We start from the raw sequence: 18,696 nt of genomic DNA on the forward strand, positions 1-18,696 counted from the left end.
GAGACCCCCTGCTCTCGGCGTCAGTGCCTTCTCTTGTGCCGCTTCCCGCTGGGCCGGCTGCCCGGCCGAGGCGCGCCCGCGTCGGTCGGCCGCGGACCACGGGCGGCACCCGCGCTCGCGCCCACCGGAACCCGGGGGGCCACGCCGATTCCGGCCCGCTTGTCGAGCACCTTCTTGGTGTGCGTGGCCACCGGACCCCAGCGTTCCTTGATCGACACCAGCACCGGGACGGCGAAGAAGATCGAGGAGTAGGCGCCGACGATCATGCCGACCAGCTGCACCAGCGCGAGGTCCTTGAGCGTGCCCACGCCGAGCAGCCAGACCGCGATCACCAGCATGCCGATGATCGGCAGGATACCGATGACGGTGGTACTGATCGAGCGCATCAGAGTCTGGTTGGCGGCCAGGTTCGCCTGTTCGGCATAGGTGCGTTTCTTCAGGTGCAACACACCCCTGGTGTTCTCCTCGACCTTGTCGAAGACCACCACGTTGTCATAGAGCACGAAGCCCAGGATCGTGAGCAGACCGATCACCGCGGCCGGGGTCACCTCGAACCCGACCAGCGAATAGATACCCGCGGTGACGATCAGGTTGAAGAACAGCGACACGATGGCCGCGATCGACATGTCGCGTTCGAAGCGGATCGCGATGTAGATCATCGTCAACACGACGAACACCGCCAGCGCGATCAGCGCTTTCTGGGTGATCTGCCCACCCCAGGTCTCGCTGATCTCGGCGAAACTGATGGCGTTGCGAGTGACCTCCCCGGAGGCATCCTTGGGCTGGAACCGATCGAACAGCGCGGTCTGCACCTGCTCGATCTGGGCGACGTCGAGGGCTTCCGAGCGCACCTGGATGGTCGCGCTGGCACCGGAGCCGACCCGTTGCACCGAGACCGGCCCGTGGCCGAGCGCCTCGGCGTAGACGTCCTCCACCTGCTGGGTCGTGATCTCGTCGGTGGCGGGGATCTGGATCCGCGAGCCGCCGGTGAAGTCGATGCCGAGGGTGAATCCGCGCACCGCGATGCTGAGCAGCGAGACCAGCAGGAAGATCGCCGCGAGGGTGTAGAAGAACTTGCGCCTGCTGATGATCGGGAAGCCACCGGTACCGGTGTAGAGCCGCTCCAGGAAGGTGTGGTGCGGAGCCGAGGCGGGCTCGGCCTTGTCGAGTGCCACCGATTCGCCGGTGGGATTGGCGTTGGTCATCGTGACATCTCCTTCGGCCGGACCTGGCCCGCGCCGCGTTCCCTGGCGATCTGCTGCACCACACCCAGACCGTTCACCGACGGCTTGGCCCAGAACGGGGAGCGCGCGGCGAGCATCATCAGCGGGGCGGTGACCAGGTAGAGCACGATCACGTCGAGGACGGTGGTGATACCGAGGGTGAAGGCGAAGCCCTTCACCTGACCGGCGGCGAGCAGATACAGCACGACCGAGGCGATCAAGCTGACCGTCTTGCCGGACAGGTTGGTGCGCTGGGCGCGGCCCCAGCCGCGCGGCACCGCCGAGCGGAAGCTGCGGCCCTCACGCATCTCGTCCTTGATGCGTTCGAAGAACACCACGAACGAGTCGGCGGTCAGACCGATACCGATGATCAGACCGGCGATACCGGCCAGGTCGAGGGTGAACGACATCCAGCGTCCGAGCAGCACGATGATGCCGTAGACGGCGAACCCGGCCACGACCAGCGAGAACCCAGCGAGGAAGCCGAGCAGCCGGTACACGAGCAGGCAGTACATCAGCACCGCGATCAGGCCGACCGCACCGGCCAGCAGACCGGCCTTGAGCGAGGACAGGCCGAGGGTGGCCGAGACGGTCTCGGCTTCCGAGGTCTGGAACGACAGCGGCAGTGAGCCGTACTTCAGGGTGTTGGCCAGCTCGGCCGCGCTGTCGGCGTTGAAACTGCCCGAGATCGACGTGCGACCGCCCAACTGCGGACCCTGCTGCACCACCGGCGCGCTGACCACCTCCGAGTCGAGTACGAACGCGACCCGCTGGTTGAGGTACTCACCGGTCAGATCGGCCCAGGCGTCCGAACCCGAACCCTTGAACTCGAGGTTCACCTCGTGCCGGGCCTGCTGGGGGTTCAGCCCGGAGGTGGCGTCCGCGATCTCCTGGCCGTCGATGCGGCTCGGGCCGAGCAGGAACACCTCGGTGCCGTCCTGCGAGCAGGTGACCAGTGGCAGCGCCGGGTCGTCGTTACCGGCCAGAGGGTCGGGCACGGTGCAGTCCATGCTCGCCATGGCGACCTGCTGCACGGCCTGATCGGTGCTCTGGCGCAGCGCCTTGGCGTCGGCGATCTCCTTGGCCTGCTGCTCCTGGAAGGTGGGGCTGCCCGGCGACGGCGTCGGGGTCGGGGGTGCCTGGGCGGGGAACACCCGCGACTGTGGGGCCGGCGTGGTCTCGCCGTCGGCCGGGGCGGGCGCGTCGGTCGCCGGTGCCGGGGCATCGGTGGCCGGTGCCTGCGGATCCTGGCCGTCGGCAGGCGGCGCCTGCGGTGCCGTCCCGCCGGTGGGCGGGGCCTCCGGGGCGGCGCCACCGGCCTGCGGCGGCGTGGCGGCCAGCACCGGGCGGATGTAGAGCTTGGCGGTGGTGGCCAGCGCACGCGCCTGCTGGCTGTCGTCGCCGGGCACCGTGATGACGATGTTGCTGCCGTCGATGACCACCTCGGAGCCGGAGACACCGAGACCGTTGACACGGTTCTCGATGATCTCCTGCGCCTTCTTCAGGCTGTCCTGGCTCGGGTTGCTGCCGTCCGGGGTGCGCGCGGTCAGGGTGACGCGGGTACCGCCCTGCAGGTCGATGCCGAGCTTGGGCGTGGGGGATTTGTCACCGGTGAAGAACACCAGCGCGTAGATCACGGCCAGCAGCGCGGCGTAGACGCCGAGCAGCCGGAACGGATGCGCCGATCCTTGGGAAGGTGGCACAGCAGGTCATCTCCTAGGCGGAAGTCGAGGCTGGTTCGGTGGACACGACGGTGCCCGGCCGGGCACGCTGGGCGCCCGGCGGAAGGTGTGACGGGGTCAGTCCTTGGTCAGCCGGGTCTCGGTCTGATCCACGGCTTCCTCGACGGCGGCATCGGTCGCGGCGGGGGTCTCCTCGCCCACCGGCTCCTCCACCCGGACCTCACGGATCGCCTGGCGCAGCCAGGTGGTGACGACCTCCTCGGCGATCTCCAGGTCGACGGTGGTCTCGTCGAGGTCGACGATGGTGCCGTACAGACCCGAGGTGGTGATCACGGAGTCACCGACCTTCAAGCTCTCCTGCATGCTCGAGACCTTCTCGGCCTCCCGCTTCTGTTTGCGGATACCGAAGAACATCGGCACGAGCAGGGCCAGGATCAGCAGCGGAAACAGGAAGTCCATCGTCGAAGTCAGTCCCTAGTCAGTGGGTGGACGTGCAAGTACGCCTGACAGTCTGCCAGTTCTCCATCGCGGCGACACACCGGACACCCGGTGGGGAGGCCGGACGGAGTCGAAACGGCCCCGGTCCGCGCGGCGCGGACCGGGGCCGGGTGGGGTCGAGCGTGCTCAGGCGGTACGCCCGTAGGTGTAGTCGTCGAGCGGGAAGGTGACCGCCTCGCGGTGTGCGTTGACGGTGCTGGTCGGCCGCAGCAGCGCGGCCTCCCCGTGCTGGTTGAAGTAGTAGCTGCGGGCGGTCGAGCAGTCGCCGCCGTAGAACACCGACGAGCCGAGCTTGTCGGTGACCCGGTCGAGGAACTCCGCGTTGGCCCGCTCGGTGACCTCGAAGGTCTGCTCGCCGCGCCGGAACAGTTCGGTGAACAGCCTGCCCATGTGCTTCATCTGGGCCTCGATGGTGGTGAAGTACGACAGCCCGCTGTAGGAGTAGGGGCTGTTGAGGCTCAGGAAGTTCGGGAACCTGGGCACGGTGATGCCCTCGTAGGCCTGGAAGCGGTTGTCGCGCCAGAACTTTCCGAGATTCACCCCGTCACGGCCGACGATCTCGATGGCCGGGAAATTCACGTCCCACAGGTTGAAGCCGGTGGCCAGCAGCAGGGTGTCGATCTCGGTCTTGCGCCCGTCGGCGGTGACGATGCCGTCGGGCTCGACGTGGTCGATCGAGTTCGTCTCCAACCGCACGTGCGGTTCGTTGAAGGTCTTGAAGTACTGATTGGAGAAGGTGGGCCGCTTGCAGCCGAAGTCGTAGTGCGGGGTGAGCCCGGCCCTGGTGTCCTTGTCTCGCACCTGCGCGAACAGATGCGCCTTGGCCAACGCCGCGGCCGCCTTGTTCAGCGGCTTGGCCTGCGCGTAGTGCAGCACGCCGACGACCATGAGCGCCTCGAGCATGCCGGTGTTGACCAGCCGCGCGGCCTTCTGGGTGAGCGGCACCTTGGCGAAGACCTGCTGAACCGGCTTCGGGATCGGCACGTCGACCTTGGGCACCACCCAGATCGGAGTGCGCTGGAACACTGTCAGCGCGGCGACCTTCTTGGCGACCTCGGGCACCAGCTGCACCGCGGTGGCGCCGGTGCCGATCACCGCGGCCCGGCGGTCGGTGAGGTCGTAGCCGTCGTCCCAGTCGGTGGTGTGGATGATCTTGCCCGCGAAGGACTCGATCCCCGGGAACGGCGGAGTGTAGGGCTGGGACAGGAACCCGGTCGCGGCGAGCAGATAGCGCGCGGTCAGTGTCTCCCCACCGGCGACGGTGACCACCCATTGCTGGTTGTCCTCGTCCCAGCGGGCGCCCTCGACGACGGTCCCGAAGCGCATCCGCCGGCGCAGGTCGTACTTGTCGGCCACGAACTCGGCGTACTTCTTGAGCTCGGCGCCGGGCGCGAACAGCCGCGACCAGTACGGATTCGGCTCGAAGGAATAGGAGTAGGTGACCGAGGCGATGTCGACCGCCAGGCCGGGGTACCGGTTCACATGCCAGGTACCGCCGAGGTCGTCCTCGCGCTCCAGGATGACGAAATCGCGCAGGCCGAGCCGGTCGAGTTCGATGGCGGCCCCGATGCCACCGAAACCCGCCCCGACGATGACCGCGTCCAACTGAGGTGCCACGTCGAACCTCCAAGCACAACACCGTGCTCATCGAAAAAGTGTCTGTTACAGAGAGTAACATCGTCACGATCTCGCGGCCACCCGGTGTACAGTCACGCGGTACGGCGGCCGTCGATCGACGGCGTCGTCAGTCGCTGCCCCGATGACGAAAACCCGTGGGATAGAAGGGCAATCCTGACACAATGACCGCTGTGACGCCCGACGACGTGAGCCGCACCCACTTCGCCATGCCGAACCTCGGCCACCGTGGCTACCACGCCGACGAAGTCGATGCCTTCCTCGAACTGGTCTCGGCCACCCTGGACGGACAGGGCGCCCTCACCGCCGACGACATCCGCCACGTCCACTTCGGCGCCCCGCGATTCGGCGGTCGCGGCTATCAGGCCGACCAGGTCGACGATTTCCTCGACCGGGTCAGGACCGAACTCGAACACCGGCAGAAGGGCGGCGCACCGGTCCCGGCGGCACGCCTTGGTGACGACATCGCCGAGATGCTGACCCCCGACGACGTGCACCGCATGCGGTTCAGCCAGTCCGCGGTCGGCAGGCGCGGCTACCACGAGGAAGAGGTCGACGCCTTCCTCGACCTGGTCGCGGCGACCCTGGCCCACAACGGCCCGGGCAGCCTGACCGCCACCGACGTGCGCGGAGTCCGGTTCACCGACACCCGCCTCGGAACCCGCGGCTACTCCCGCGAAGAGGTCGACGCCTTCATCGACCTGGTGATCACCGCACTCGAGCACGCCGAACGCCGGGTATGAGGTTCTCGGCCACCTCTCGATCCCCCGCGGCACCAGCCGCCCACAGACATGGTTCTCGGCCGCCTCGATCTGGACTGACCAGAGGGTGCGACGAAGGAGTACCCGGCGGGAGGGAAGATCGAGGGAACAGGCCGAGAACCCGCGGCACCAGCCGCCATGTCTCAGCCCTGGATGCTGTGGAGTTCGGCTTCGCGCAGGTCGTCGGGGAACACGTAGCGGCGGAACGCCCAGAAGCGGAACGCCATTGCCAGCAGGACGCCCAGGATCTGCCCGGAGACGAAGTTCGCGACCATCTGCACGGCCGGATCCACGTGCGGCACACGCAGATTCAGCAAGTACAGCGAGATCGCCTGCGGGAGCATGGTGACACCGATGCCGAGCGCGCTCACGGTGAAGAACAGCGCCGCTTCGTGGCTGCGCTGTCGGCCACCGCGAGTGCGGAAGGACCACTCGCGGTTGAGAATGTAGGAGGCGATGGTCGCGATCAGCGCGCCGAGCAGGCGTGCCGTCAGCGGCTTGTCGCCGAGCACGGTCAGCTTCAGCGCGTACACGACGCCGGTGTCGATGAACCAGGTCGTCGCGCCGACGACCGCGAACTTCAAGAGTTCCCGGTGCGCGAGAGCCACCGAGCGCAACGGCTCGGGGAGACGCTGCACCACCGCATGGACTGCCACCAAGCCGACAGTAGACGACACCGGCGCGGCGTGCCCGTTCGGTGTCAAGCTGGTTCGCGCCCACGCACTTCGATCGCGCCGATCAGCAGATCCGGTGGTGGCACCAGACCGAGGTGCTCCCAGGCCGCGGCGGTCGCGACCCGGCCGCGTGGGGTGCGGGCGACGAGTCCGGCACGCACGAGGAAGGGTTCGCAGACCTCTTCGACCGTGGCCGCTTCCTCGCCGACGGCGACCGCGAGCGTCGAGACGCCCACCGGTCCCCCGCCGAATCCGCGCACCAGTGCGCCGAGGACGGCCCGGTCGAGCCGGTCGAGGCCGAGCACGTCGACGTCGTAGACCTCGAGCGCGGCCTGGGCGATCGGCAGCGTGATGAAGCCGTCGGCCCTGACCTCGGCGAAGTCGCGGACGCGGCGCAGCAGCCGGTTGGCGATGCGCGGCGTGCCCCTGGATCGATCGGCCACCTCGGCGGCGGCGTCGTCGTCGATCTGTACACCGAGGATGCGGGCCGAGCGCAGCAGGATCCGCAGCAGTTCGCCGGTGTCGTAGAAGTCCATGTGGCCGGTGAAGCCGAAGCGGTCGCGCAGCGGGCCGGTCAGCGCGCCGGAGCGGGTGGTCGCGCCGACGAGGGTGAACGGTGCGATGTCCAGGGGGATCGAGGTCGCGCCCGGGCCCTTGCCGACGACCACGTCGACACGGAAATCCTCCATCGCCAGGTAGAGCATCTCCTCGGCGGGCCGGGCCATCCGGTGGATCTCGTCGATGAACAGCACATCGCCTTCGACCAGGTTCGACAGCATGGCAGCGAGGTCGCCCGCGCGTTCGAGGGCGGGGCCGGAGGTGATGCGCAGGGCGGTACCGAGTTCGGTGGCGATGATCATCGCCATGCTGGTCTTGCCCAGACCCGGTGGCCCCGAGAGCAGCACGTGGTCGGGCGTCGCGCCGCGTTGGCGGGCGCCGCGCAGGACCAGGGCGAGCTGTTCGCGGACGCGGGGCTGGCCGATGAACTCGTCGAGCGAGGGCGGGCGCAGGCCGGTCTCGGCTTCGCCGTCGGTGGGCAGATACCGGGCGGTGAGCGCGGAGTCGTCGAAGTCCTCGTCGGCGTCCATCGTCTACCTGTTCTTGCCGAGCGATCCGAGGGCGGCGCGCAGCGCCACCGAGGTGCTCGCGGCGGGCTGGTCGGCCAGGACGGCGTCGACGGCCTGCTCGGCCTGCTTCGCCGGGAAGCCGAGCCCGACGAGCGCCTCGACGACCTGCTCGCGCACCGGCGTGATCGGTACCCGATCACCGGCCGGACCGGCGGGCACCGGGACGAGATTCACCTTGTCGCGCAGTTCCACGACCATGCGTTCGGCGCCACGCTTGCCGATGCCGGGTACCCGGGTCAGTGCCGCGACGTTGCTCTCGGCCAACGCTTTGCGCAGTGCCTCGGGTTCCAGCACGGCCAGCACCGCCATCGCCAGGCGCGGTCCGACACCGGACACGGTCTGCAGCAGGCCGAACAGTTCGCGTGCCTCGGTGTCGGCGAACCCGTACAGGGTCATCGAGTCCTCGCGCACGATCATCGCCGTGGACAGCCGAGCCTGTTCGCCGCGGGTGAGCCCGGCCAGCGTGGCGGGGGTGACGTTGAGGCGGTAGCCGACACCGGCGGCCTCGATCACCACATGATCGAGCGCGATCTCGAGCACCTCACCGCGTATCGACGCGATCACCCGCGCACCACCTTTCGTTGTTCGGCGAGCCGTTGTTCGTAGCGGCGGCGCACCTCGTCCGCCTTGGCTTGGGCGGCCGCCATCCGGTCCAGCAGCGGCGCCCGCCAACAATGACAGATCGCCAGGGCGAGCGCATCGGCGGCATCGGCCGGTTTCGGGGCCACCTGTAGTCCGAGAATCCTGGTCACCATGGCGGTGACCTGGGCCTTGTCGGCGGTGCCGTGGCCGGTGACGGCGGCCTTGACCTCACTGGGGGTATGGAACGCGACTCGTATCCCCCGCCGCGCCGCCGCCAGGGCGATCACCCCACCGGCCTGCGCGGTCCCCATCGCCGTACGCACATTGTGCTGGGCGAAGACCCGCTCGATCGCGACCGCCTCGGGCCGGTGGGTGTCCATCCACTCCTCGGCGGCATCGGCGACGGCCATCAGCCGCAAGGCCAGCTCCGCCTCCGGCGGCGTCCGCACCACCCCCACATCGAGCGCGACGACTTTGCGCCCCGGCCCGCTGTCGACCATGCTGAGCCCGCACCGGGTGAGCCCGGGATCGACGCCCATCACCCGCACCGGCAACCCCTTCGACGAACACGAACAGTTGTTCGAAAGCGTAGTGCATTCCGGTTCGCGCGCCGACGAGCGACACGAGGCACGGACAGCACGACCACAACCGCGGTGTGGGCGACGGTGGGAGCGGATGTCCAGCGCGCGATCGACCGGCCCGAATCCGGACGCGGCAGGTCGGGCCGCGACACCCCGCGGCGTCGGCCGTCACGGCGTCGTCGGCAGCCCGATCGCGGGATCGATGAACCGGTTGGTGACGATCGTGTCGGCGGTGACGTCGTCGGGGACCTCGACGCCGCGCTTGCGCAGGATCGGGGTGACCGCGGTGATCACGCGGTCCACGCGGGCGGTGTCGAAATCGCCGAGGGTGTCGTCGGGACCGTTGCCGACGATCTTCTGGGCGAGCTGGACTTTCACCGAGTCGGTATTGCCCGCCGCGGTCATCGGCGGGCCGTCGGGGATCGTCTCGGCGATGCGCAGCAGGGCGGCGTTGACGGGTTCGGGATCGTCGACGTAGTCGATCTGGGCCTGCTGCAGCATCGGCACCAGGGCCGTCAGGCAGCCGCTGAGCGTGTCGAGTTCGCCGGTGCGCACCGACCAGGCGTGCGGGTAGATCTCGTAGCCGGATTCGTGCACGAGCAGCGATTCGACCGGCTTCATCCAGCCCGTGACGTCGTGTTCCCAGCGGTAGGGCTCGTTGGAGACATAGCCCTGCTGCATCACCCGGCCGCGTTCGGCGACGAACCGGCTCGGGGTGCCGTCGAAGGAGGCGTCGGCCTGCTCGGGCAGTACGTCACCGTCGGCGATCAGGTAGTCCATGAAGATCTTGCCCTCGGAGTAGACCACCGGCGCACCGCTGGCCGCGACGTCCTTCCAGGTCTTGACCTGCGGATAGGTCGCGGGGTCCCACATCACGATCTGCGGGTTCACATCGAGGGAGGCGAAGACGCCGGTCACCGGGAACTTGGCCGCGGACCGCACGGCGTCGTCGGTGGGGACGAAGCCGAGGGTGATGCTGGTGTCCTGATACATCTGGGCGGGCACCGGCTGTCCGCCGAGGAACGGACCACCGAGGCGCACTTCGACATTCACGCCGGTGTCGGCGAGCGGGCCGGTGTAGGCGCCCTTGTGCACATCGACGGTGCCGTCGGGGCCGACCAGCTGGAAAGCGGCGGCCCGTTCGGGGGTGGCGTACCAGTCGGTCTGGATGACCACGGTCGACGGGCAGACCCCGGCGAGGATGCCCTCGCCGGTCGGTTCGGGCACGGAAGTCGCGCTGTTGCAGGCGGTCAGCAGGGCGGCCCCGGCCAGTGCGGCCGTGGCGAGGAGGGGTTTGTTGTGCACGGGAGTCCTTCGGGTCGAGCGAATGTGCGGGGGTGGAGTCAGGCGTCGCGACGCAGGCCGTGCGCGTGGTCGACCCGGCGGGCCAGGAAGTCGAAGAGCCAGAACAGGATCAGGCCGACCAGCGAGGACAGCAGCAGAGCGGTGAGCAGTTCCTCGGTGGCCAGCTGCTGGCGGTAGACGTCGATCATCCGGCCGATACCCGGTTCCCCCTGCCGGAAGAAGAAGTCGGCGACGATGGAGCCGATGATGGCCATGCCGCCGGAGATCTTGAATCCGGAGATCATCGCGGGCAGCGCGCTCGGCAGTTGCAGTTTCAGCAGTCGCTGCCCGCGGCCCGCGCCGTGCAGGGTGAACAGGTCGTGTTCGGCGGGCGCCACCGATTTCAGGCCGAACAAGGTGTTGGTGATGACCGGGAACAGCGAGACCATCACGCACACGATCACCCGGCTGGAGAACTCGTAGCCGAACCAGAAACCGAACAGCGGGACCACCGCGAGGATCGGGATCGTCTGCAGCACCACCGCATACGGATACAGCGAGTACTCCGCCCAGCGGGCCTGGCTCATGATCACGGCGAAGGCGACGCCGAGCACGATCGCGATGATCAGCCCGACGAGGGCAACCTGCACCGTCGACCACAGCGCGGTCACGATCGTGGACCGCGCCATCGGGTCCAGCAGCCCCTTGGCGACGACCTGTTCCGGCGCGGGCAGCAGGAACCGCGACTGCGGGTCCAGCAGCACGTGACTGACCAGCGACCAGCTCGCCAGCACCGCCACGAACACGACCACCGGCGCGAACACCCGGATCGGGGACATCCGAAACGGCCACCGGCGCGGTGACCGCGCGGCGGTCTCCCCCACCCCGGCGACGGCGACGGCGGTCACGCGGCCGCCTCCTGTTCGGCGCCACGCAGAGCGGCCGAGACCTCGGCCGAGATCGCCGCGAATTCCGGGGTGTAGCGCAGCGCGGGCAGGCGCGGGAAGTCGAAGGGCACCGGGATCTCGGCGGCGACGCGGCCGGGCCGACCGGTGAGCACGACGACGCGGGTCGACATGAACACCGCCTCGCCGACCGAGTGGGTCACGAAGACCCCGGCGAAGCCGTCGCGCCGGAACAGCGCGCCGACCTCTTCGTTCAACCGCTGCCGGGTGATCTCGTCGAGGGCACCGAAAGGTTCGTCGAACAGGAACAACTCGGGCCGCAGGGTGAGTGCGCGGGCGATCGAGGTCCGCATCCGCATGCCACCGGAGAGCTGGGCGGGTTTGTGTTTCTCGAAGCCGGTGAGCCCGACCCGGTTGATCGCGTCCTGCGCGTCGGCCCGGCGGGTCGCCCGGTCGACCCCGGCCAGTTCGGCGGGGAGTTCGACATTGCGGGCCACGCTGCGCCAGGCCAGCAGGGTCGACTCCTGGAAGACGTAGCCCATCCGGCCCGCGTCGACGCGCACTGTGCCTCCGGTCGGCTGTTCGAAGCCGGCCGCCAGGCGCAGCAGGGTGGACTTGCCGCACCCCGAAGGGCCCACCAGCGAGACGAATTCGCCGGATCGCACGCGCAGGTCGATGTCGGACAGCGCCCTGGTGCCGTCGCCGAACACCAGGGAGACGCCGTCGAAGGTCAGGGCCGGGGCGGAATCGGCGTCGCGGTCGATGCTCGTATACGAGTCGATGGCGGGCGACGCGGTGGAAGCCGTTGCGCTCATGGACTATTTCTAGTCACCGGTCATTGCCGATGGCGGTCGGCATGATTACACCCTTGTTTCGTATACGATCAATGTGCGGGTGTCAGCGCGCCCCGCGCGGCGACGATCCTGCCGCGCTTGAGGACCAGGCGCCGGGTGGGTACCGCGACCACCGCGGCGGCCGGGGTCGGCGCGTCGAGGACCACCAGATCAGCGGGGGCGCCGACCGCGAGGCCGTAGTCGGCGAGACCGAGAACCTCCGCGCCGCCGTAGGTTCCGGCGTGCAGGGCGAGTTCGATCTCCGCATCGGCAACCAATCGATCGCGATAGGCCACGGCGCCGATCCGGCGCAGCATGTCGCCGTCACCGTAGGGCGTCCACAGATCGCGGATGCCGTCGTTGCCCAGCGCCAGCGTCGCGCCCGCCGCGCGCATGACCCGCACCGGGACCACCGGCGCCTCGCCGACCGCGCAGGTCACCATGGCCACGCCCGCCTCGGCGAGATCCTCGGCGAGGCGCCGCTGGTCCTCGGCGAGCTGCTGACCCATGGCGTAGGCATGGCTGATGGCGACCCGGCCGCCGAGCCCGAGCGCCCTGGTGCGCTCGATGATCAGGTCGAACTGCCAGGCACCGAGCGCGCCGCCGTCGTGCAGGTGGATGTCGATCTTGGCGCCGTAGCGGTCGGCCAGGCCGAAGATCACGTCGAGCTGGCCCACCGCGTCGTTGTCGTAACCCGCCGGATCGAGGCCGCCGATCACCTCGACGCCCTCGGCCAGTGCCGCCTCGAGCAGCTCGGCGGTGCCGGGACGGGTGATCAGGCCACCCTGCGGGAAGGCGACCAGCTCGACGTCGACGCGGTCGCGGTGGCGGTGCGCGGCGGCGCGGACGACCTCGACACCCTCGAGCCCGATCTCGGGGTCGATGTCGACGTGGCTGCGCACGTGCGTGGTGCCACCGGCGATCATGGCGGCGAGCAGGTTTCCGGCGTAGTCGATGTTCGGGATGCCGAGTTCGGCGCGGCGGGCTTCCCCGTTGGCGATCCGCCCGGCCAGGGTGCGGCCGCCGGTATTGGGCACCCAGGGCCCACTCCACAGGGTCTTGTCCAGGTGGCAGTGGGTGTCGACGAGTCCGGGCAGGATCAGCGCGCCGCCGAGGTCGACGACTTCGGCGCCCGCGGGCGCCAGGCCCGGCCCGATCGCGGCGATCCGGCCGCCGACGAGGTGGATGTCGGCGGGTTCGAGCGCGATGCCGGGAAGCCACGGCGTGCCACCACGCAACAGCAGTTCGGTCATGGGAGGTCCTCCTTGGTGATTCACGCGGTGAGCAGCATGGCGGTGCCCGCCCCGGCACCGAAGACGATCACGACCGCGCGGAACACGCCGGGTCGCAGCCGATCCGCGAACCGGGCGCCGAGCACGCCGCCGAGCAGGCACGCGGGCGCGAGCAGGGCGACGGCGATCCAGTCGACCGGCCCGAAGAGCGCCACCGCGATCATCGCGGTGGTCGACACCGCGACGGTGAGCAGGCTTTTCAGGCCGTTGAGCAGTTGGGCGGAGGCATCGATGCCGAGGGCGAGCGCGGTGAGCAACACGATGCCCATGCCGCCGTTGAAGTAGGCGCCGTACATGCCGCCGAGGAACACACCGGCGAACAGGGTGATCCGCGAATCGGACTGCCGGTCGGCGAGTTTGCGCGAGAGCCAGGGTTGGGCGGCGAACAGGGCGGTGGCCGCGAGGACCAGGTACGGCACGATGGCGGCGAACACCTCGGGCGGCGCGGTGAGCAGGGCGAGTGCGCCGCCGATGGCGCCCACGGTGCCGGTGATCACCAATCGTGGCAGCAGCTCCCGGAACGGCCCGGTGCGCTTGCGCAGGGTCGCCGCGCCCCCGAGATAGCCCGGCCACACCGCGACGGCATTGGTCACGGTCGCGGTGACCGGCGGCAGGCCGAAGGCCAGCAGGGCCGGGAACGACAGCAGACTGCCGCCACCGGCGATGGCATTGCAGAAACCAGCGCCGAGACCTGCGGCCAGTAGCAGTGCCATGTGCAGGGGGTCCATGACATCCTTTCCGAGAGCGTGTCGCGATCGTATACGAACTACTGCGGCAGGTCCTGCCGAGGGCCGTCCGGGTCTCCACCGGCAGCCGAGCTGCCGGCATGACGTAGATTCGTGGGGTACTGGCCAGCGCGGGGGCCGCGGATCGTAGACAAATCCGAAGTCGGCCCCGCTTGTCGATCGTGGGAGGCGACGTGAGCAACACCGTCCGCCGGATGACTCCGCAGCAGGTCTGCCGTGCCCTCCGCGACGACATCATCCGCGGCGACTTCGTCTCCGGGCAACGACTGACCGAGGACACCCTCGCCGAGCGATACGGGGTCTCCCGAGTCCCGGTCCGCGAAGCGTTGCGGACCCTCGAAGCCGAGGGATTCGCCTCGTCACGACCCTATGCGGGCACCTTCGTCGCCGAACTGACCGAGGCGGAGGCGGCCGACCTGCTCGAGATCCGCGCCCTGCTCGAGCCCCTGTGCGCGAGCCGGGCCGCGACGCGGCGCAGCCCCGAACAGCTGGGCAGGCTCAAGGAACTCACCTCGCTGGGCCAGGCGGCTGTGCGCGACGGCAGGCTCGACGAGCTGGCCCGGCTCAACAGCCGGTTCCACGAAGTACTGGCCGAGGCGTCGGGCAGCGCGCTGCTCGCACAGCTGATCACCCAGCTGAGCTGGAAGATCGCCTGGGTCTACGCGGTCGAGCTGCCGCGCAGGGCCGAGGACTCCTGGGACGAACACGAACAGATCTGCGCCGCACTGGAAGCCGGTGACGCCGAGCGCGCGCACACCGTGGTCGCCGAACACATCGCGCACGCGGCCTCGGCCTACCGGTTGCGCCAGCGCGGCGGCGCCGACGGTTAACACAGGCGCAGCATCGCCGGTCCGCCGCGGAAACGCGGGAGTCGTATACAAAGACTGTCCCCGCATTCCAGGAGGTTCTCGTGGTCGATCTGCTGCTGCGTCGTGCCCGCGTGGCCGATGACATCGATCCGGTCGACATCGCCGTCACCAACGGTGTGATCACCGCCATCGGGACGGACCCGCCAGCGGCGGCGACCGTCGAGATCGACTGTGCCGCACGGGTCGTCATCCCCGGACTGATCGAGCCCCACGTCCACCTGGACAAGGCGTTGCTCGACGGGCGAGCCCACGCCCCCGACGACACCCTCGCGGGCGCCATCGCGATCACCGGCGACCTCAAGCGCGGGTTCACCGCGACCGATGTCGCCGACCGCGCCCGGCGGGTGCTCGACAGCGCGATCGTGCACGGCACCACCCTGATTCGCGCGCATCCGGATGTCGACCCGATCGTGGGACTGCTCGGCGTCGAGGTCCTGCTCGACCTGCGCGAGGAGTACCGCGGGTTGATCGACTTGCAGATCGTCGCGTTCCCGCAGGAAGGCATCTTGGGCGCGCCCGGCACCCTCGACCTGTTGCGCGAGGCGCTGCGGCGCGGCGCGGACGTGATCGGCGGCTGCTCCTACAACGAGGCCGACCTCGCCGACTGCCATCGCCACGTGGATCTGGTCTTCGACCTGGCCGCCGAATTCGCTGTACCCGTCGACATCCACGCCGACTTCGCCGACGACGCCACCGACCCGCGCTTCGCCCTGGCCGACTACATCGCCGAGGCGACCCAGCGCACCGGGCTCGGCGGCCGCGTCGCGATCGGCCACGTCACCTCACTGGCATCCCGCCCGTCCCACGAACGCCAGGCGACGATGGCCCGGCTGGCGGCAGCGGGCGTCGCCGTGGTGCCACTGCCCGCCACCGACATGCACCTGGGCGGGCGTGCGGACGAGACCGCGGTGCGGCGAGGCATCGCCCCCGTCCGCGAACTGTGGGCAGCCGGGGTCACCACGGCCTACTCCTCCAACAACATCCGCAACGCCTTCACCCCCTACGGCAATGCCGACCTTCTCGACATCGGCCTGTTCCTCGCCCAGACCAGCCACCTCTCCAGTCCACCGGACCTGCGCCGCGTCCTGGACATGGCCACCGTCGACGCGGCCACCGTGGTCGGCGTCGCCGACCGCCACGGCATCCGGGTCGGTGCGGACGCCGACCTCGTCGTCCTCGGCACCCACCGCCTCGCCGACGCCCTCCTGGACCGCCCCGACCGCTGCTACGTGATCAAAGCGGGCCGCGTCGTCGCCCGCACGACCCGGGTCACCGAGATCGTCGCCCGCCCGATCGCGGTCGTCGACTGAGGTTCAGACCGCAGCGTGGTTGCCCTGATGGACGAGGGCGTCGATGCGGCGCTTGTAGGCGTTGAATTCCGGTGTGGTGGAGTCGCGTTCGCCGGGCAGGTCGATCTCGACGATGTCGCGGACGTGACCCGGGTTGCCGTGTGCCGCGCCGCCTGCCATGACGACCACGCGGTCGGCCAGGTAGACCGCTTCGTCGATGCCATGGGTGACGAAGACGACGGTGACGGCAGTTTCGCGGTGGATGCGTTTGAGTTCGGCTTGCATGTCGGTGCGAGTGAGGGCGTCGAGGGCGCCGAAGGGTTCGTCCATGAGCAGGACCGCGGGGCTGTTGGCCAGGACGCGGGCGATGGCCACGCGCTGCTGCATGCCACCGGAGAGTTGGTGCGGGAACGACTGCCGGACCCGGGTGAGGCCGACGGTGTCGAGCCAGCGGTCGGTGATCTCGGCGATGTCGGGGCGGGTCATCCTGGCCTGTTTCGGTCCGTAGCCGATGTTCTCGGCGACCGTGAGCCACGGGAACAGGCCGTAGTCCTGGAACACGACGCCGCGTTCGGGCCCGGGTCCGCTGATCGGCTCGTCGCCGACGCTGACGGTTCCGGTGGTGGTCGTCTCGAAGCCGGCCAGAATCCGCAGCAGGGTGGACTTTCCACACCCGCTCGCCCCGACCACGCAGACGAATTCGCCTGCGGCGATGTCGAGTCCGACACCATCGACCGCGAACCCGGGCGCACCGGGAAAGCGCTTGCCGAGACCGTCGATGACGATGCGCGCCGGGCGGTTCGGGCGGCGCCGGGTGGAGTAGATCTTCATGGGTGTCCTGTCTGCGCGGTCAGGGAAGAAGGGGCCGACGACCGGTGAGCAACCGGACCAGCAGCATCAGCAGCCGGTCGGCCAGGAATCCGGCCAGGCCGATCACGATCATCACGGCGATGATCAGGTCGGTGCGTGACTGCTCGCGAGCCTGGGTGATCAACGCCCCCAATCCGACGCGGATGCCGACGGTCTCACCGACCACGAGGATCACCCACGACAGGCCGAGCGCGATCCGCAGCCCGGCGACGATATTGGGCACGGCCGCGGGCAGCACCACCTTGTACAGCGTGTGCGCGGGCCGGGTGCCCAGCATGGCGGCGGCCTCGAGCAGTCGCTCCGGTACCGCTTTGACCCCGGCGATCGTGTTGAGCAGGATCGAGAACACCGCGGCCAGGAACACCAGGAAGATCGTCGACCGGTCGCCGAAGCCGATGATGAGCAGCGACAGCGGCGCCCACGCGGTGACCGGGATGGGACGGATCAGGTTGATCGTCGGTTCGAGCATTCGGTACACGAGCCGGGAGCGGCCCATCACGATGCCCAGTGGGATCGCGACGGCGGCCGCGAACGCGAAGCCCTGCACCACACGCAGGGTGGAGGCGTACAGGTGCAGCCAGAGGGTGCCGCTGTAGGTGTCGTCGATGATGCCGCCGACGGCGAGGTCGCCCAGCCGGCGGGCCACCTCGACCGGGGTGGGCAGGTACTGCATCTGGATACCGAGGGGCAGCGTCCAACCGCCCGCGACGCCTCGATCCCACAGCAGGGCCAGGAGAACGGGGACCGGCAGCGCCCACAGCACCGTGACAGCGCGGGTGCCGAGCCGGGCTCGCCACGCGTCCCGGCGGTCGGGCGCGGGCGCCCCTGGCTCCACGGGGGTCGGCGCGGTGATGGCGGTGTCGAGCGCGGTCACTGTCCGGCACCCGCCGCGGACAGGAAGCTCGGGTCGATGAGCGTCGGCAGGTCCGGCGCCTCGCCCAGCTGGTCGAAGGCCAGCATCTGCTCGGCCAGCGCGGCCAGTCGCTGGCGATAGGCGTCATCGAGTTCCCAGCGCAGCCACACATTGTTCGCCGCGGTCTCGGTGATGGTGCGGTCGAGTCCGAAGGTGCTGACCAGCCCGTCGACCCACGCCGTGCGGTCGCCGAGCATGTACTCGATCGCCTGGACGAAGCTGCGCACGGTCTGTTCCACCAGCTCGCGGTCGCGGTCGATCACCGTGGCGCTGGTGCCGAAGACGATGTTCACCGGACCGATCGCGGTGTCGTAGGGCGAGACGATCTGGTGCGCACCGTCCTGCATGACGATCGAGGGCGCGGTCTCGGCACTGAGGAACGCGTCGATCCGACCGGACTTGTAAGCGTTCGCCATGTCGGAGTACGCGAGGTTGACCAGCTCCACATCGGTGGCCGGGTCGATGCCGTGCGCACGCAGGGTGAGCTTCAACGCGATCTCCTGCGAGGATCCCTGCGGGAAGCCGATCTTCCTGCCGCGCAGGTCGTTCGGTGTGGTGATGTCGGCCTTGCCGACGAAGCCGGAACCACCGTCGGCGGCGGAGGCGATGATCCGCACGTTCTGCCCGGCCGCGCTGCCCGCCAGCATCGATGGCGCGCCGAGGACGCCGAAGTCGATGGCGCCCGAGGCGAGCGCGTTCTTGATGTCGGGCGAGTTCTCGAACAGCACGATGTCGTAGGTGGTGCCCGTCGGGGCGAACTGCTGCATGAAATACGGTGCGTAGAGGTGTGGCTGGCCACGCAGGGTGCCGATCTTGACGGCGGCGGTGTCGCCACCACCGTCGGGTGTGGAGATGCAGGCGGTGAGCCCGACGACGAGCAGCAGCGCCGTGACGATCGCCGAGAGCAGTTGGCGCGGTGAGTGTTTCATGAC

General features: G+C 69.3%; 19 protein-coding genes. 3 read left to right on the forward strand and 16 right to left on the reverse strand.

Translation table 11 applies throughout. The features are described from left to right. Positions 1–20: 20 nt before the first annotated feature. From secF to BOX37_RS19880, 4 genes are all read right to left on the reverse strand, one after another. On the reverse strand, positions 21–1,205 hold the full coding sequence (gene secF / locus BOX37_RS19865) for a protein translocase subunit SecF (protein WP_071928976.1): 1,185 nt from the start codon (positions 1,203–1,205) through the stop codon (positions 21–23). Further along, entirely contained in the window at positions 1,202–2,926 is a 1,725-nt protein-coding gene (gene secD, locus BOX37_RS19870; protein ID WP_071928977.1) for a protein translocase subunit SecD, read from the reverse strand. The genes secF and secD overlap by 4 nt, the downstream gene beginning before the upstream one ends. Positions 2,927–3,022: 96 nt before the next feature. After that, the gene (gene yajC / locus BOX37_RS19875) at positions 3,023–3,364 is read right to left on the reverse strand and encodes a preprotein translocase subunit YajC (RefSeq protein ID WP_071928978.1); all 342 of its coding nucleotides are present in this window, start codon (positions 3,362–3,364) and stop codon (positions 3,023–3,025) included. 165 nt (positions 3,365–3,529) lie between these two features. Next, positions 3,530–5,020, reverse strand: coding sequence for a flavin-containing monooxygenase (locus BOX37_RS19880; RefSeq protein ID WP_071928979.1), 1,491 nt, complete (start codon positions 5,018–5,020; stop codon positions 3,530–3,532). A 182-nt stretch (positions 5,021–5,202) separates the two neighbouring features. On the opposite strand from BOX37_RS19880, the gene BOX37_RS35845 reads away from it, so the two are divergent. Continuing rightward, a complete protein-coding gene (locus BOX37_RS35845) occupies positions 5,203–5,781 on the forward strand; it encodes a DivIVA domain-containing protein (protein WP_071928980.1) in 579 nt (192 codons plus the stop codon). A gap of 161 nt (positions 5,782–5,942) precedes the next feature. Here the strand turns inward: BOX37_RS35845 and BOX37_RS19890 are convergent, their stop codons facing one another. From BOX37_RS19890 to BOX37_RS19930, 9 genes are all read right to left on the reverse strand, one after another. Further along, complete coding sequence (locus tag BOX37_RS19890; protein ID WP_240504951.1) at positions 5,943–6,455, reverse strand: GtrA family protein; 513 nt, start codon at positions 6,453–6,455, stop codon at positions 5,943–5,945. Between the two features lie 44 nt (positions 6,456–6,499). After that, positions 6,500–7,561: a Holliday junction branch migration DNA helicase RuvB gene (ruvB, locus tag BOX37_RS19895; protein WP_071928981.1), complete on the reverse strand. Its 1,062-nt coding sequence runs from the start codon at positions 7,559–7,561 to the stop codon at positions 6,500–6,502. Between the two features lie 3 nt (positions 7,562–7,564). Beyond that, positions 7,565–8,164, reverse strand: a complete 600-nt coding sequence (gene ruvA, locus BOX37_RS19900) for a Holliday junction branch migration protein RuvA (RefSeq protein ID WP_071928982.1) — start codon at positions 8,162–8,164, stop codon at positions 7,565–7,567. Next, positions 8,161–8,730, reverse strand: coding sequence for a crossover junction endodeoxyribonuclease RuvC (gene ruvC, locus BOX37_RS19905; RefSeq protein WP_084759877.1), 570 nt, complete (start codon positions 8,728–8,730; stop codon positions 8,161–8,163). Before ruvC ends, ruvA begins: the two co-directional genes overlap by 4 nt. A 201-nt stretch (positions 8,731–8,931) precedes the next feature. Next, positions 8,932–10,068: a hypothetical protein gene (locus BOX37_RS19910; protein WP_071928983.1), complete on the reverse strand. Its 1,137-nt coding sequence runs from the start codon at positions 10,066–10,068 to the stop codon at positions 8,932–8,934. 38 nt (positions 10,069–10,106) lie between these two features. Continuing rightward, positions 10,107–10,955, reverse strand: coding sequence for an ABC transporter permease (locus BOX37_RS19915; RefSeq protein WP_071928984.1), 849 nt, complete (start codon positions 10,953–10,955; stop codon positions 10,107–10,109). Then, positions 10,952–11,767, reverse strand: a complete 816-nt coding sequence (locus BOX37_RS19920) for an ABC transporter ATP-binding protein (protein WP_084759879.1) — start codon at positions 11,765–11,767, stop codon at positions 10,952–10,954. The genes BOX37_RS19915 and BOX37_RS19920 overlap by 4 nt, the downstream gene beginning before the upstream one ends. Before the next feature lie 68 nt (positions 11,768–11,835). Further along, the gene (locus BOX37_RS19925) at positions 11,836–13,038 is read right to left on the reverse strand and encodes an amidohydrolase (protein ID WP_071928985.1); all 1,203 of its coding nucleotides are present in this window, start codon (positions 13,036–13,038) and stop codon (positions 11,836–11,838) included. Between the two features lie 20 nt (positions 13,039–13,058). After that, complete coding sequence (locus BOX37_RS19930; RefSeq protein WP_071928986.1) at positions 13,059–13,805, reverse strand: sulfite exporter TauE/SafE family protein; 747 nt, start codon at positions 13,803–13,805, stop codon at positions 13,059–13,061. A 191-nt stretch (positions 13,806–13,996) separates the two neighbouring features. On the opposite strand from BOX37_RS19930, the gene BOX37_RS19935 reads away from it, so the two are divergent. Both BOX37_RS19935 and BOX37_RS19940 read left to right on the forward strand, forming a co-directional pair. Further along, the gene (locus BOX37_RS19935; RefSeq protein ID WP_206045684.1) at positions 13,997–14,653 is read left to right on the forward strand and encodes a GntR family transcriptional regulator; all 657 of its coding nucleotides are present in this window, start codon (positions 13,997–13,999) and stop codon (positions 14,651–14,653) included. Between the two features lie 80 nt (positions 14,654–14,733). Beyond that, a complete protein-coding gene (locus BOX37_RS19940) occupies positions 14,734–16,002 on the forward strand; it encodes an amidohydrolase family protein (protein ID WP_071928987.1) in 1,269 nt (422 codons plus the stop codon). 3 nt (positions 16,003–16,005) lie between these two features. On the opposite strand, the gene BOX37_RS19945 is transcribed toward BOX37_RS19940, so the two are convergent. The 3 genes from BOX37_RS19945 to BOX37_RS19955 are packed head-to-tail and all read right to left on the reverse strand — an operon-like array spanning position 16,006 to position 18,693. Beyond that, a complete protein-coding gene (locus BOX37_RS19945) occupies positions 16,006–16,812 on the reverse strand; it encodes an ABC transporter ATP-binding protein (RefSeq protein WP_071928988.1) in 807 nt (268 codons plus the stop codon). 19 nt (positions 16,813–16,831) lie between these two features. Next, the gene (locus BOX37_RS19950) at positions 16,832–17,725 is read right to left on the reverse strand and encodes an ABC transporter permease (RefSeq protein WP_240504952.1); all 894 of its coding nucleotides are present in this window, start codon (positions 17,723–17,725) and stop codon (positions 16,832–16,834) included. Further along, positions 17,722–18,693, reverse strand: coding sequence for an ABC transporter substrate-binding protein (locus BOX37_RS19955; RefSeq protein ID WP_071928989.1), 972 nt, complete (start codon positions 18,691–18,693; stop codon positions 17,722–17,724). The genes BOX37_RS19950 and BOX37_RS19955 overlap by 4 nt, the downstream gene beginning before the upstream one ends. Between the last annotated feature and the right edge of the window lie 3 nt (positions 18,694–18,696).

Source organism: Nocardia mangyaensis, from assembly GCF_001886715.1.
In the GTDB taxonomy this organism is placed as follows: Bacteria; Actinomycetota; Actinomycetes; order Mycobacteriales; family Mycobacteriaceae; genus Nocardia; species Nocardia mangyaensis.

What these genes read in the sequence shown, in the direction of transcription:
- secF (WP_071928976.1), bottom strand. Translation starts at nt 1,205, where the DNA reads ATGACCAACGCCAATCCCACCGGCGAATCGGTGGCACTCGACAAGGCC.
- yajC (WP_071928978.1), bottom strand. Translation starts at nt 3,364, where the DNA reads ATGGACTTCCTGTTTCCGCTGCTGATCCTGGCCCTGCTCGTGCCGATG.
- BOX37_RS35845 (WP_071928980.1), top strand. Translation starts at nt 5,203, where the DNA reads ATGACCGCTGTGACGCCCGACGACGTGAGCCGCACCCACTTCGCCATG.
- ruvB (WP_071928981.1), bottom strand. Translation starts at nt 7,561, where the DNA reads ATGGACGCCGACGAGGACTTCGACGACTCCGCGCTCACCGCCCGGTAT.
- BOX37_RS19920 (WP_084759879.1), bottom strand. Translation starts at nt 11,767, where the DNA reads ATGAGCGCAACGGCTTCCACCGCGTCGCCCGCCATCGACTCGTATACG.
- BOX37_RS19925 (WP_071928985.1), bottom strand. Translation starts at nt 13,038, where the DNA reads ATGACCGAACTGCTGTTGCGTGGTGGCACGCCGTGGCTTCCCGGCATC.
- BOX37_RS19930 (WP_071928986.1), bottom strand. Translation starts at nt 13,805, where the DNA reads ATGGACCCCCTGCACATGGCACTGCTACTGGCCGCAGGTCTCGGCGCT.
- BOX37_RS19945 (WP_071928988.1), bottom strand. Translation starts at nt 16,812, where the DNA reads ATGAAGATCTACTCCACCCGGCGCCGCCCGAACCGCCCGGCGCGCATC.
- BOX37_RS19955 (WP_071928989.1), bottom strand. Translation starts at nt 18,693, where the DNA reads ATGAAACACTCACCGCGCCAACTGCTCTCGGCGATCGTCACGGCGCTG.